We start from the raw sequence: 13,801 nt of genomic DNA, 5'->3' as shown, positions 1-13,801 counted from the left end.
CCCACGGCGCCGCATCCGGCAAGAACAGACAACTCGAAGGAGCCGCACATCATGAGGAAGACCCCAGCAAGAGCCCTGACGGCCGCCGTCGCCGTGAGCCTGCTCGCCGCCGGATGCGGCGGAGGCGGAGGCGGTTCCGACACCACCTCCGACGGCCGTACGGTGGTCAAGATCGCGCTGTGGAACTACGACACCACCCCCGAGTTCAAGGCGCTGATCGACGGCTTCGAGGCGGAGAACCCGAAGATCGACGTACAGCCGGTCGACATCCTGGCCGACACCTACGCCGAGAAGGTCACCACCATGCTCGCGGGCGGCGACTCCACCGACGTACTGACGATGAAGAACGTCACCGACTACGCGCGGTACGCCACACGCGGCCAGTTGAAGTCCCTCGACAGTGAGGTCAAGGCGCTCGACAAGGCGTCGTACTCCGGACTGGAGCCGTTCGATCTGGACGGCCACTACTACGCGATGCCCTATCGGCACGACTTCTGGGTGCTCTTCTACAACAAGGCGCTCACCGAGCCGACCGGCGCCGATCTGTCGGACCTCACCTGGGCCGACTACGCGGACCTGGCGAAGAAGATCACCAAGGGCGAGGGCACGTCCAAGGTCTACGGCACCTATCTGGAGACCTGGCGCTCGGTGGTCCAGGCGACCGCCGCCGCCCAGACCGGTGGCGACCTGCTGGGCGGCGACTACGGCTTCTTCAAGGACCAGTACGAGACGGCCCTGGACCTCCAGAAGGCCGGTGCCACGATGCCGTTCGCGACGGCCAAGAGCCAGAAGGTCACCTACAAGACGATCTTCGAGGGCGGCAAGGTCGGCATGGTGCCGATGGGGAGCTGGCTCGCCGCCGGCCTGCTGGCGGACAAGGCCCAGGGCAAGACCGACGTCGACTGGGGCATAGCGCCGCTGCCGCAGATCGCGGCCGACGGGAAGACGACGACGTTCGGCTCGCCGACCGCGTTCGCCGTGAACAAGAACGCGAGGCGATCGGCGGAGGCCGAGAAGTTCGTGAAGTGGGCTTCGGGCCCGAAGGGCGCGGAGGCCATCGCCAAGATCGGTGTCGTCCCCTCGTACACGAGCGACGCGGTCATGAAGTCGTACTTCGGCGTCCAGGGCATGCCGTCCGACGAGCTGTCCAGGAAGGCCATGAAGCCGGACGCCGTGAAGCTGGAGATGCCGGTCAGCGACAAGACCTCGGACATCGACCAGATCATCGAGGAGGAGCACGAACTCGTGATGACGGGTGACAAGTCCGTCGAGAAGGGCATCGAGGAGATGAACAAGCGAGTGAAGTCCGAAGTCCAGTGACCACACTCTCGGAGACCACCGCCGGCAAGCGCCGGCGCGCCACACTGGTCGGCTGGAGCTTCATCCTCCCGAACTTCCTGGGCTTCGCGGCCCTGACGCTCATCCCGGTGATCGGGTCGCTGCTGCTGGCCTTCACCGACTGGAACTCGTACTCGACACCCCAGTGGATCGGGCTCGACAACTTCCGGCGGATGCTCGACGACGACAACTTCTGGACGGCGTTCAAGAACACCTCGTGGTACGCGGCCGGTCACATCCCCCTCACCCTGGCGGCGGCCCTCGGCCTCGCGGTGCTGCTGAACCAGAAGCTCAAAGGTGTGGGAATCCTCCGCACGGCGTTCTTCTTCCCGTACATCACCTCGCTGGTCGCCGTGGCCGTCGTATGGAACATGCTGCTCAGCCCCGAAGTGGGGCCCGTCAACCAGTTCCTGAGGTACGTGGGCGTCGCGGACCCGCCGGGCTGGACGACCTCCACCGACTGGGCGATGCCCGCGCTCATCATCACCAGCGTGTGGCGGGACATGGGGTACTACATGGTGCTCTATCTCGCCGGGCTCCAAGCCATCCCCGGTGAACTCTACGAAGCCGCGCGCATGGACGGCGCCGGCGCGTGGAAGCGGTTCTGGCATGTGACGCTGCCCGGGCTCCGGCCCACCACCTTCTTCGTGCTGGTCATGCTCACGGTGTCCAGCTTCAAGGTCTTCGACCTGGTCCAGGTCATGACCGAGGGCGGACCGGGACGCTCGACACTGGTGCTCTCGCAGCTCATCTTCCGGCAGGGCATCACCCAGGGCAGATTCGGCTACTCCTCGGCCATCTCCCTGGTGCTCTTCCTCCTCGTCCTGACGATCACCCTCGTACAGTTCCAGCTCCAGCGGAGGTACGACCGATGAACACGACCACGCTGCGAAAGGACAGCACGGCGACCGGGACGCCACCACCGGCCGCCCCGGAAACGGGCAGGACCGGCGGCCGGAGCGGTGCGGGGAGGATCGCCGGCCAGATTCTCCTCCACACAGGACTGATCGCGCTGGCGGCGGCGATCCTGCTGCCGTTCGCCTGGATGATGACGTCCTCGGTCAAGGCGGACAACGACGTCTTCACCGTCCCGATCCAGTGGATACCGAAGGAGTTCCACTGGGAGAACTTCTCCCAGATCTGGACCGACATCCCGCTGCTCACCTACTTGAACAACTCGCTCTTCCTCAGCATCACCATCACCGCGCTCCAGGTACTCACCGGAAGCTTCGCGGCCTACGGCTTCGCCAAGATGCAATTCCCCGGACGGGACGCGCTGTTCCTCGGCTACATCGCGACGATCGCCGTGCCGTGGCAGGCATACATGGTTCCGCAGTACATCATCATGGAGAAGCTCGGGCTGGTGAACACCCATCTCTCGCTGATCCTTCTTCAGGCGTTCGGCGCGTTCGGGGTCTTCCTGATGCGCCAGTTCTACCTGACCATTCCCGACGAGATCAGCGAGGCCGCGCGCCTGGACGGGCTCAGCGAGTACGGCATCTGGGCCCGCATGATCCTCCCGCTCTCCAAGCCGGCGCTCGCCAGCCTGGCGTTGCTGACCTTCGTCAACACGTGGAACGACTACATGGGGCCGTTCATCTATCTGACGGACAACAACCTCTGGACCGTGCAGCTCGGTCTGCGTCAGTTCGTGGGGATGTACGACACCCGGTACGCCATGATCATGACCGGCTCGGTGCTGTCGGTGCTGCCCATCCTGGTGATCTTCCTCTTCGGCCAGCGCTACTTCGTGCGAGGCATCGCCACCAGCGGAATCAAGTGAGGTGCGTACGATGAGCGGCGCACCCGTCACCGGCCGACGTCCCCGGCTCAACGTGGGGTACGGGTCCTGGGACCTGATCTGGTCGTTCGTCCACCGGGTCCTGGTGGTCAACCTCGGCCTCGCGGCGGCGAACCTGCCCCTGCTGGTCGCCCTGTACGTGGCCCACCAGCCGTGGCGGTACCCGGTGTTCTTCGGGCTCCTGTCCCTCGGCATCGGTCCGTCGCTCGCCGCCGTGTTCGGCTATCTGCGCCGGGCCGACGACGACGAGCGGGCCCCGGTCGCCGAACTGCTGCGCGCCTACCGGCGTCTGTCCGGCCGGGCGCTGCTCCTCTGGACGCCGTGCGTACTGCTGATCGCCATGGCCACCACCGACGTGTTCGTCCTGCGCGACTCCGCGTGGGGACTCGCGCTGGTGCCGCTGCTCGTCGTGGCCGTACTCGTCACGGGAAGCTCCGGCGTCGTGGCGATGGCCTGCCTGGCGTACGACGCCCCGCACACCAGGAAACACCCCCTCCTGGCGGCGCCGTACGCGCTGATACGCCGCTGGCCGCTCGGTCTGATGAACCTCGGGCTGCTCGCGGTCACCCTCGTGATCGTCAATCAGGCGCCGCTGCTCGGCCTGGCCGTCGTGCCCGGCTGTGTGCTGTCCGTCGTCTGGCGCAACTCCTGCGCCATGATCGAATCAGCGGGTCCGGCGGCGGTACGGGCGGACAAGGGCACCCGGCCCGACGACCGGCCCGGGACCCCGTGAGGCCATGACGCCGGCACCTCGGCCTCACCGAAGAGCCGACCGCCCGCGCCGGTCAGGGGGCGCGGGCGGTACGGTGGCTGTCGGATCCGCGTGGGGGTGGCCGTGACGAGATTCTGGATGGGGCTGGCGGTGCTCTTCGCTGCGCTCGCCGTCGGCAGCATCGCCTCCAAGGAGCCCGGGGCGCCGATCGGCGTCGGTGATCTGGCGGTCACCGCGCTCCTCGCGTTCCTCGCCTGGGGCTGCTGGAAAGCCCGCCGCTGAGTGCCCGGGAGCCCGCGTCCGCCTGAGCCCCCGGGGTCCGCGTCCGCCGGCCGTCAGCCCGCGCCCCGGAGATCCTCCGCGGCCGTCAGCGCTTCCAGCCCGCCGGCCTGGGTGCGCCAGTCGGCCGGGTTGGGCGGCGTGCCGAACCAGCGCTGGCCGAGGCGGTTGAGGGAGTCCCGGTCGGTGGCCCAGATCGAGTCGGCCTGCTTCCTGATGTACGCCTGGTAGGTGGCCGAACCGGTGGCGTCCGCCAGGTCGGAGAAGTGCCGCATGAAGATGCCCTTGAACTGCTTCTGGTTGTCGTCGCAGGACCTCGTGCCGAGGTCGCAGGACTCGGTCAGCACACCGCCGCTGGTCAGCATCGGCGAGGACATCGCGGCGTCGGCCAGGCGCCGGGCCGTGTCCAGGTACCGGCCGCTCCCGGTGGACCGCCAGAGCTGGGTGAAGGCGCCGATGGCGAGACCCTGGTTGTAACTCCACACCGTCTGACCGTTGTTGCCGCACCCCGTGGCGATCCCGTCATTGACCAGGCCCGAGGAGTTGATCATCCCGCTGGCGAGGTACCAGTCCGCCGCCGTGACCGCACGGGCGCCCCACAGGGTGTCGCTGCCGAGCCGCTCGTGCAGCGAGGCGGTCAGCCACAGGTACAGCCCGTTGGTCACCGCGTTCTTGTAGGTGTGTTCCCGGTCCCACCACACCCCGCCGCCGCACGTCCCGGTGTCCCAGTGCTGCTGGACGTACGAGGTGATCGTCACCGCCTCGTCCAGGTAGCGCCGCTCGCCCGTGTAGTCGTACGCCGCCAGCCAGGCCACCGCCCACCAGGCCGCGTCGTCGACGGCGCGGCTGATGAAATGGCCCTCGATCGGGTCCGAACCGCGCGCGCCCGCGGGAAAGACGCCGCGGTTCTGCTCGAAGGTGCGGGAGATCGCCCAGTCGTAGTCGTGCCGCCCGGTCCGCTCGGCGAAGTCGACGACCGAGGTGATCGCGACGGCCGAGTTCCACCAACTGCTGTGCCACCAGCCCTCATCGGTGCGGTACGACGCCATCAGCGCGTCGGCCGCCGCGCGCGCCCGGGTCGGCGCCGGCCTCACCCAGGCCGTGCAGCCGCCCTCCTGGTGGGCGGCCTCGCGGCCACAGGCACGCACCGCCCCGCCGTACAGGAGGCCGTGCGGGTCCCGGGTGGCGAACAGGGCGGTCCGCGCCGAAACCGCCCCGGACGACACGCTCGTACGGCCGAGGGAGGAACCCTCGGGCCAACTCGTACCGCCGTCCCAGGAGCGGTCCAGCCAGATCTCGTCGCCCGCGCCGCCGTTTCCGATGACGCCCCAGGCCAGGCCGCTGCGCTGGTCGACATGGAGGCTGATGGCGCGCCCGAAGAGGGTGACGGACGGTACGGGTGTGTCGTCGCCCGACGCGGTGGCGGGGTCGGCGCCGTCGCAGAACGAGCCGTCGCACACCGTCGGATACACCCAGTCGGTGCACGTGACGGCGGCGGCGTCACCGCAGGCGCGGATCCAGCCGCGCCGGTGCTCCACCGGGTCGGTGATGTTGTACATCAGCGTGCGGGTACCGGTCCATGTGCCGGGGACGCTCGCCTTGCCGAGCAGCGGTTCCCAGGTGGCGCCCCGGTCCCAGGACCGGTCCAGCCAGACCGAGTCGCCGCTCACGCCGTTGTCGATGCTCGCCCAGGCCATGCTGTCCGGGTCGGAGACATGCAGCCGGAGGATCCGGCCGTTGATGGTCCTGGCCGGCACCGGGAAGGTGTCCTGCCGCGCCTTCGAGGGGTCCAGGGTGTCGCACGCCAGGGCACAGACCGGTGCCACGGCATGGGAGGGGCTGGGGAGGGCGACGAGGCCGGTCAGTGCCAGGAACAGGGCCAGAAGACCGCCGACGACGGGATGGGTCCGCGCTGACATGACGTACCGCCTTTCCAAGGGGGCCGTACGCGGAAGGAAGGGACGGCCGCCCGTGGAGGACGGCCGTCCTGGGGCTGCTCCCGCTGCGCGAACACCACAGCACTCACCCGGACACAAGTCCAGACCACATACGGACAACGTGGTCGGGCGCGTGGCCCCGCGCGGCCTCGGTCGGCCACGCCCGGACGTAGGGGTGTGACCGAGATACGCGCCAAAGGGGCAACTGGATGATCTTGAAGCCCTGATCCGCACGGATCTACGTGCGGCGACGTGCAGCGGGGTCGCGTTCGGCGACGTGCCGAGCGACCGAGTCGACGCCGGGCCGTGCGTATCGCTCCGGAGAGCGGACCGAGGCGTGGCGGGAGCGGGCCAGCAGCATCGGGGTGGAGGCGCCGTCCTCCGCGTCGTGCGTGAGGGCACTGTGCCGTAGCCGGTGCAGGGTCCAGCCGTCCAGGTCCTCGATGTCGTCGGGTGAGGCGAGAGGGTTGGCCGGCAGCCGGGTGTTCTCCTCGAAGATCTCCTCAGCGCGGCGGTAGGAGAGCCGGGCCCGGCCGTTCTCCGGGCACACGTCGAGCGTCGGTGTTCCGGCCGGCGCCTTGCGGTCGGTGAGGAACAGCGGGCCGCGGGTGCGGCGGGCGATGAGGCGGGGCAGGAGCTGGGCGGTGCCGGACCGCCAGTGAATCCACTCGGTCGCCCCGCCCTTGGCGGTGATCTTCCCCCGCTTGTCCTGCGGGCACAGGTCTTCCACGTTCACGTTCAGGCACAGCACCTCGTCGGCCCGTGCGGCAGACTCGTAGAGCGTCTTCCACCGCGTCTTCTCCCGCAGCGCGACGTCGAGGCGCCACAGGGCAGCGATCTGATTCTCCGCGAGAGCCCTGGTGCGGTCCGGCGGTGCCGGCCGCCGCTCGATGCCGATCGTCGGGTCGCCTTCTATCCAGCCCTGGCGCTGCCACCGGCCGATCGCCTTGCGCGCGATGGACAACTCCCGGTTGACGGTGTCGGCGTCCATCTCGTCCGCGCGCGCCGCCGCCGGCTCGGCCGGCACCTCGGGCAGCGCCAGGTCGTCGATCGCGGCGACGGGGAAGACGGGCGGCTTCGCGCCCCGGCGGGCGGCTCCGGTCGGCGCCGGTTCACCGGTGAGCATCCACCCCAGGTCGTCAGCGAGATCCGGTAGATCCGCGCGGAGGACTTCGCGAGGCCCGCGCCGGTGAGGTACCGCTCGACCGCCGCGGTGTACGACGCGGGCGGGGCGGACAGAGGTACGACCCGAGCGCGCGGCAACCGAAGTGCGCCCTCGTTCCCGAGCTCGGTCACCGGCTCGATTGTCATGCCCGCTCCGCCTTCCCGGGACTGCCGCAGTAAATCCGGCATTTACTGCGGCACCGCGCTGACGAGCCGTCAGGCGCACCGGAAGTCCGATAAGCGGAATCACTGCTACCGATGATCGCTGTGCCCTCGGCCCTCGCGCCCGGTTCAGCCCTCAGCGTCACCCTGCTACTTGTCCGTTCGTCGCGGTTACACGAGAACGGGGCCTACCTGGCGGCCTCCGGATCGGCGGACTGCGTGTCTCCCCTCTCCACGCGGAAGGGGTATGTCCCGGCTGCGGTGAACGCGTCGTGGATCGGCATGATGAGCGAGGTGAGGCGACGGATGTTGGCGTCGCCGATCGGCGTCCACAGCGCCGCGCAGTGCTCGTCGGTCTCGACCTCGATCTGCTCGCGCGCCGCGATGCCGGCATCGGTAGCGGTGCCGTCGGCGTTGAGCCAGCCGCGAGCAACGAGGCGTGTTGTTGCCGCAGCCACCTCCTCGTCGTCCCACAGCCGGGTGGCGCGCGCGATCGCTTCCGGGAAGTGACCTGTCGCGGTTTGCAGAACGTTGCAGTCACACGGCCCGAGGTCGTTGGCGGCGAGCACGGTGACATGCGCGTCGCCGCGCCACTCGCGCAGCACCGTGATCTGCTGCCATAGCGCGACGAGCGGATCGGCTGGGAGGGGGACCGAGGCGTTGGCGGCAGCCATCGTCTTCCCGGCGTAGTCGGCGCTCGCGACGACCGGGGCGATCAGCGATCGTGCCTCGGCGATCTGATCGGCGGTGAGGCTCACGTCGACGCGCTGCAACGCACGATCGACGGCTGCGAAGCGAGCGGCCTGCCACTCCTCTGGCGTCGCTGTGTCCCACACGCCTGCCATGACCTGCACCGACCGCGGGCTGAAGTTGTAGAAGGCCGCGAGTGTGACCTGCCATGGGACTGCGCCCATCGGGGCTGACCGGAACGCGAAGTACGCCGGTGCGTACTCGGTTACGCCCAGCTTGGCGGCCTCTTCCGGTGCCTCGGGGATGAAGTAGACGAACAGGTGGGTCGCGTTGATGGTGAGGCTGACCTCGCGGACGGCGTTCAGATCCATGTCAGCGCGAGCGAAGGTGCTGGCGAGACGCATCTCGGTGGTCTCCCGACAAGTGGAAGGGGCAACATTGTTTTTGGTGCATCCGGTACGTCAGGACGGCTCTGGCGCGGTGATCCGTGCGGAGATCGCGCCGAGTTCCTGCACTTCGATCCGGACCGTGTCTCCCGGTGCCAGGTAGCGGCGGCGGCCGGACAACTCCTGGATGCAGCCGGTGCCCACGGGGCCGCTGGCGAGGATGTCACCGGCTCGCAGCGAGGTGCCGCGCGACGCGTGCGCCAGCATCTCGCCGAACGACCAGTGGATCTCGTCCCAGCTGCCGCCGCCGTAATGCTCATCGTTGACGTACCCGTCCATCCGCAGGGCATAGCCTTTGCCCGAGCGGTAGGGCTCCAGTTCGTCGGGGGTGACGAGGAACGGGCCGAGGCTGGTCGAGGCGTCCTTGCTCTTGGACGGGCCGTACACGAACCCCATCTCGCTCGCGGAGATATCGCGTGCGCTCCAGTCGCAGTAGACCAGGTAGCCGGCTATGTGATTCTCCGCGGTGGCGGCGTCAAGGTTCGAGCAGTCCCCGGCGATCACCGCGGCGACCTCGACCTCGTAGTCCCACAACTGAGCGCCCGGGGCGATGGGGACCTCGTCGTGCGGTCCCTTGATCGCCGCCGGGTTGGAGAAGTAGAAGAGCGGATACTCGTACCAGACCGGGCTGACCCTGCCGTCGCCAACGGCTGCCTTACCCGCGTTACTGATGTGACGTTCGAACGCTGCGAAGTCCCGGACCGCCGGGGGCACCGGTATCGGCGGCAGCAGGTCGGCCGTAGCCAACTCGACGATCTCAGACGGTTCTCTGGTTGCCGCGGCCTCCAGCCCGCCTTCGGCGCGCAGCAGCTTCAACAGGCCCAAGCCCACGGCGTGGATCCTGTTGTCGTGCACCACGCCGCAGCGCGTGGAGCCGTCGGCGGAGCGGTAGCTGACCCACTTCATCGGGCAAGCACCTCCCGGGTGTAGTCGTAGAGCCGCCGCGCGTCGGCGAGGGAGGATGCCTGAGGGTCCAGGGGGACGGCGCTTCCCTCGCTCACGGCGACGGGGTGGCCCGGGGCGCCGGAATCCAGGAACGGCAGGATCTCCTTGACGGCGGTCTCCACGGATTTACCGGTCGCGCGAAGACAACCGATCTGCGCGGCCTCGACCTCGTCGTAATCGCCGGCGAAGCTCGTGGCGACGGTGCCGGGGAAGGTGTTCACGTACCGGATGGCGGGGTGACGGCCGACGAGGTCGACCGCGAGCGCAGCGTTGAGGATTCCGGCCTGGATCATCGCGGTGAGGCCGTGATACTGCGTCCGCTGCTGAAGGTCGTCCCAACGTGGGGGCCCGAAACGCCCGGCGCCGCCGAAGTTGAGCACGACCGGATCCGCGGCGCGGCCGAGTAGGCCGGCCAGGCCGTGGCTGAGCAGGAAACGGCTGAGGCAGGTCAGCGCGAAGTCGGACTCCAGGCCGTCGGCGGTCTCCCTACGCCTGGAGCGCTGGAACCGGGCACCCAGGACAAGGACGTCGATCGTGTCGAGCTCGGCGGAGAGCCGGTTGATCAGCCGCCTGTTCTCGTCGATGAGCTCCAGGTCGGCCCGGATGAACCAGGCGCCGGGCTCGGCCTTGGCCTTGTCCGTCCCGACGACCACGACCTGGTCCCCACGCCCGAGGTGGATACGGGCGAGGCCGCGCCCGATGCCGTCCGTGCCCCCGGTGATCACGACCGTCTTCATGCGGCCACCGTCCGCGCGAACTTGACGATCTCCTCGACGAACAGCTCAGGCTGCTCCAGGGCGGCGAAGTGTCCGCCCGCGGGGATGTCGTCGTTGAAGTAGCGCAGGTCGTGATAGGCGCGCTCGGCCCAGATGCGCGGGGTACGCGTCAGTTCGTCCGGGAAGACGCTGACCCCAACGGGAAGGTCCAGCTCGGTCAGAGCGAGCGGCTGCCGGGCGTACTCCCAGTACAGGCGGGCGGAGGAAGCAGCGGTGCCGGTGAACCAGTACAGGGAGATGTGGTCGAGGATCTCGTCGGGGGTGAGGGCGTCGGGCCGGGCCCAGTCGAGGAACTTCTCGTAGATCCAGGCGGCCTGCCCGGCCGGGGAGTCGGTCAAGGCGTAGCCGATGGTCTGCGGCCGGGTGCGCTGCACGACGTGGTATCCGGAATGGACGGCGAAGAAGCGGCTGCCCTGTTCGAGTGCGGCCTTCTCCTCAGGGGCCGGGGCGTCGGCGACCGGTGGTGCGGCGAGGAACTCAGGGAAGTTGACGTGTATCGCACGCAGGCCCGTCACGCGCTGCGCCCCCATGCGGGTCGCGACGACGCCGCCCCAGTCGCCGCCCTGGGCCAGGTAGGAGTCATAACCGAGGCGCCACATGAGCACGCCGTACGCGCGGGCGATCCGGTCCGGGCCCCAGCCTGTCGAGGCGGGTTGGTCGGAGAAGCCGTAGCCGGGCATCGAGGGGACGACGAGGTGGAAGCCGTGCTCGGTGAGCGGGCCGACGGTCTTGAGGAACTCCAGGAACGAGCCCGGCCATCCGTGCAGCAGCAACAGGGGGGTGGCGTCGGGGCGGGGTGAGCGTACGTGCATGAAGTGGAGGCCGAGACCGTCGATGGTCGTGCGGAACTGGCCCAGCTCGTTGAGCCGCCGCTCCAGATCGCGCCAGTCGTATCCGGTGGCCCAGTACTCCAGCAGCCCCTCAAGGCGCTCCCGCTGCACCCCCTGGCTGCTGTCCGGCGCTGTCTCCCGGCCAGCAAGGCGTACCCGGTGGAGCCGGTCCTTCAGATCCTCCAGGGCACTGTCCGGAATGTCGATACGAAACGGTGTCACGCTGTCCGATGTCATGGTCACCACGGTGCGGCCGCGACAAGCGCGCAGTCCAATGATTGTTCCGACACATGTAATACAGGCTGCGTATAAGGCCAGCTAGAGTGGCATGGTGTCCGAACGCTTCCCCGCACCCGTGGACCTCGACCTCCGGCTGGTGCAGTGCTTCACGGTGGTCGCCGAGTACCAGCACTTCGGCCGTGCCGCCGAAGCGCTGCACACCACCCAGCCGTCGCTGAGCCGGCAGATCCGCCGCCTCGAACAGCAAGTGGGCGTCCGCCTGCTCGACCGCACCACGCGCGGCACCCGGCTCAGCGAGGCCGGCGAGGTTTTCCTGCCCCGGGCCCAGGGGGTGCTGCGCGCCGCGGTCGAGGCGATGGCCCGCACCCGGGCCGCGGCCCGGCCCAGCAGCATCACCATCGGCTACACCAAGGGGCTGGTCATCACTCCGGCCGTGCGCGCCCTGCTCGACCGCAATCCCGATGCCGAGGTCCACACCCGCCTGCTCGCCTGGAACGACTCGCGCGGCGCGCTGCTGGAGCACCGCGTCGACGCGGTGGTGACGCGCCTGCCGTTCCCCACCGACCAGCTGCGCGTCACCGTCCTCCACGACGAACCGCGCGTACTGGTCGTGCCCCGGGACCACCGTCTGGCCGGCAAGGAGTCGGTCACCCTCGGCGACATCGCCGACGAGCCGATCCCCCACGTACGCCAGTCCGACCCGTTGCTGAACGCCTACTGGCGGCTCGATCCCCGGCCCGACGGGCGGCCCGCGCCCGACGGCCCCCTGGTCGAAGCCCTTGAGGACAAACACGAACTCATCGCCGCCGGGCAGGCCGTGGCCATCGGGCCGCCCCTCGACCACGCGACCGGCCTGCATCCCAGCCTCACCACCGTCCCGTTGCATGGGGTCGAACCGAGCCAGGTCGTACTCGCCACGCGCACCGGCGACCGCAGCCGTCTGGTCACCGCTTTCCGCAAGCATGCCGAAGCTCTGCTTACCGGAACCCACCGTGCAGGACCGATCCGCACGACATGATCAGCGGCAGCTCCGCCCGCATACGCAAGCGATCATGGCCCGTGCCTGGTCTGCCGCCACAGCGTCCCGACGAGATCGGGGATCTCCTCCGGGGACGTCCTGCGCACCGCTGAACTGGACGACGCCGAGCGGGCCGCGCTCGATCAGGGCATAGACAGTACGGCGCGGTCAGGGCTGCGCCTCGCGCGTCAGCACCACACCCGGTGTGCACCGCGCTCACCGCGCCCGATGCCAGCCTTTCGACAGCACCCCGGCCATCCTGATACAGCGCAAGACCCGCCGCGAGTACGACCGGTCGGCGGACATCTCGTGCACGCGCTTGGCCAGGATCTCCGCGTCCTGGGTGTCGGCCGCGAACCGGCCGAGCACGGATCCGTCCGGGCAGGAGATGGGCAGCACCGCGGCTGCGGGGCCCGGCCCGACGCCGTTGGAGACCTCGTTGAGGGCGTGCAGGGCACACGCGAGTGCAGGCCCCCGCGGCCGGAGAGCCGTCCTGCGCGCAGGCGGCGCTGATTCAGCGTCCGTACTGCTCAGCGGGTATGGCGGGACTCTGTTGCTGTCTGGTCGGCCGTGCTGGCCGGGTTCCGGGGATGACGGAAGGCAATCCCATCCAGGACGGGGCCGAGGGGGCTTCACCCGTACGTGCTGCACGTCCTGGACAGTGCCTCGGTGACTCCAGATAACGAAGCCGAGCCGGGTCGGGCGGACTTGTTCGCGACTGGGTCCCAGTCGCTACCACCGGCGTCCAGCACGCCGCCACGTCGGTGCGCAGCTCCTCGGCGAAGGCGGTGAAGACCATCGCCTCGAAGCGCTTGCGGACGAACTGCCCGGTCCGGGTCTTGTCGACCACGGCCTTGCGCCAGTTCTGGGTGGCGAAGGAGATGCCCCGCCCGCTGAGCGGCGCTCATGCGGTCGTGGATGCCCGTGCAGATCGAGGCGTTCACCTCGGTGCGGATTTTCGAGGCCATCTTGTCGAAGGTGGAGAACCCGGGCAGTTCCAGCCCGGGTTCTCCACCACCTTCTCCAGCGCGATACGGATCAGATCCGCCGGGCGGTTCTTCGCCGCGGCCTCCTTGCGGATCGACTGCTCGACGATCCCGCGGGCCCTGGCCTGGTCGTATGTCACGCCGGCCTGCTTGCGGACCAGTCCCCGGTGGTGCTTGGCGGTCCGCTCCGCCCGGTACACCGGCAGCGTGCCCTCCGGCAGCTCCACCGCCCGCCGGACGAAGTCCACCACCATCTCCGGGACGTCCTCCAACGCCGGGAAACACCCCATGCGCCGATACGACTTCAGCATCAGCAGCAGCGCCGGCAGATGCTCATCGCAGTTCGTGGCATCGGCCGCCCACTTCAGCTCATCGCGGCTCGGGGAGAAGAACAGGTGCAGCTCATGCGCGGTGATGAGCCGCTTGAACCGCGGATACGCGGTCCGTTCAATCGATGTCACCACCCACCCCAGGCCC

General features: G+C 69.0%; 14 protein-coding genes. 6 read left to right on the top strand and 8 right to left on the bottom strand.

What is annotated here, in order from left to right; all coding sequences use genetic code 11:
- Positions 1-51: 51 nt before the first annotated feature.
- The 5 genes from ACIO3P_RS00430 to ACIO3P_RS00410 all read left to right on the top strand — a co-directional run bounded on the left by ACIO3P_RS00430 (position 52) and on the right by ACIO3P_RS00410 (position 4,133).
- A complete protein-coding gene (locus tag ACIO3P_RS00430) occupies positions 52-1,320 on the top strand; it encodes an extracellular solute-binding protein (protein WP_329823985.1) in 1,269 nt (422 codons plus the stop codon).
- Positions 1,317-2,213, top strand: a complete 897-nt coding sequence (locus ACIO3P_RS00425) for a carbohydrate ABC transporter permease (protein WP_401849600.1) — start codon at positions 1,317-1,319, stop codon at positions 2,211-2,213. Before ACIO3P_RS00430 ends, ACIO3P_RS00425 begins: the two co-directional genes overlap by 4 nt.
- The gene (locus ACIO3P_RS00420) at positions 2,210-3,121 is read left to right on the top strand and encodes a carbohydrate ABC transporter permease (RefSeq protein ID WP_401794964.1); all 912 of its coding nucleotides are present in this window, start codon (positions 2,210-2,212) and stop codon (positions 3,119-3,121) included. Before ACIO3P_RS00425 ends, ACIO3P_RS00420 begins: the two co-directional genes overlap by 4 nt.
- 10 nt (positions 3,122-3,131) lie before the next feature.
- On the top strand, positions 3,132-3,872 hold the full coding sequence (locus tag ACIO3P_RS00415) for a hypothetical protein (protein WP_401849598.1): 741 nt from the start codon (positions 3,132-3,134) through the stop codon (positions 3,870-3,872).
- Positions 3,873-3,974: 102 nt separating this feature from the next.
- Positions 3,975-4,133 carry a hypothetical protein gene (locus tag ACIO3P_RS00410; protein WP_329823989.1) on the top strand — a complete coding sequence of 53 codons (159 nt, stop codon included), beginning with the start codon at positions 3,975-3,977 and terminating at the stop codon, positions 4,131-4,133.
- Between the two features lie 53 nt (positions 4,134-4,186).
- On the opposite strand, the gene ACIO3P_RS00405 is transcribed toward ACIO3P_RS00410, so the two are convergent.
- From ACIO3P_RS00405 to ACIO3P_RS00380, 6 genes are all read right to left on the bottom strand, one after another.
- Positions 4,187-6,049, bottom strand: coding sequence for a glycoside hydrolase family 76 protein (locus tag ACIO3P_RS00405; protein ID WP_401849596.1), 1,863 nt, complete (start codon positions 6,047-6,049; stop codon positions 4,187-4,189).
- A 256-nt stretch (positions 6,050-6,305) separates the two neighbouring features.
- Complete coding sequence (locus ACIO3P_RS00400; RefSeq protein ID WP_401849594.1) at positions 6,306-7,193, bottom strand: tyrosine-type recombinase/integrase; 888 nt, start codon at positions 7,191-7,193, stop codon at positions 6,306-6,308.
- A 388-nt stretch (positions 7,194-7,581) separates the two neighbouring features.
- Entirely contained in the window at positions 7,582-8,487 is a 906-nt protein-coding gene (locus ACIO3P_RS00395) for a hypothetical protein (RefSeq protein WP_401978109.1), read from the bottom strand.
- 57 nt (positions 8,488-8,544) lie between these two features.
- Positions 8,545-9,435, bottom strand: a complete 891-nt coding sequence (locus tag ACIO3P_RS00390; RefSeq protein ID WP_365750009.1) for a fumarylacetoacetate hydrolase family protein — start codon at positions 9,433-9,435, stop codon at positions 8,545-8,547.
- Positions 9,432-10,211 carry an SDR family NAD(P)-dependent oxidoreductase gene (locus ACIO3P_RS00385; RefSeq protein ID WP_401849593.1) on the bottom strand — a complete coding sequence of 260 codons (780 nt, stop codon included), beginning with the start codon at positions 10,209-10,211 and terminating at the stop codon, positions 9,432-9,434. The genes ACIO3P_RS00390 and ACIO3P_RS00385 overlap by 4 nt, the downstream gene beginning before the upstream one ends.
- Positions 10,208-11,317, bottom strand: a complete 1,110-nt coding sequence (locus tag ACIO3P_RS00380) for an epoxide hydrolase family protein (protein WP_329823995.1) — start codon at positions 11,315-11,317, stop codon at positions 10,208-10,210. Before ACIO3P_RS00380 ends, ACIO3P_RS00385 begins: the two co-directional genes overlap by 4 nt.
- 94 nt (positions 11,318-11,411) lie before the next feature.
- On the opposite strand from ACIO3P_RS00380, the gene ACIO3P_RS00375 reads away from it, so the two are divergent.
- Positions 11,412-12,338, top strand: a complete 927-nt coding sequence (locus ACIO3P_RS00375) for a LysR family transcriptional regulator (RefSeq protein WP_401849591.1) — start codon at positions 11,412-11,414, stop codon at positions 12,336-12,338.
- 216 nt (positions 12,339-12,554) lie between these two features.
- On the opposite strand, the gene ACIO3P_RS00370 is transcribed toward ACIO3P_RS00375, so the two are convergent.
- Positions 12,555-12,737 (bottom strand): hypothetical protein, encoded by a 183-nt coding sequence (locus ACIO3P_RS00370; RefSeq protein ID WP_401849590.1) that lies wholly within the window; start codon positions 12,735-12,737, stop codon positions 12,555-12,557.
- A 541-nt stretch (positions 12,738-13,278) separates the two neighbouring features.
- Positions 13,279-13,785, bottom strand: coding sequence for a DUF4158 domain-containing protein (locus ACIO3P_RS00365; RefSeq protein ID WP_401849589.1), 507 nt, complete (start codon positions 13,783-13,785; stop codon positions 13,279-13,281).
- Between the last annotated feature and the right edge of the window lie 16 nt (positions 13,786-13,801).

The organism is Streptomyces sp. NPDC087310, from assembly GCF_044744405.1.
Taxonomy (GTDB): domain Bacteria; phylum Actinomycetota; class Actinomycetes; order Streptomycetales; family Streptomycetaceae; genus Streptomyces.
Note: the sequence above shows the minus strand (reverse complement) of the source record. Positions and strands in the feature narration are given on the sequence as shown.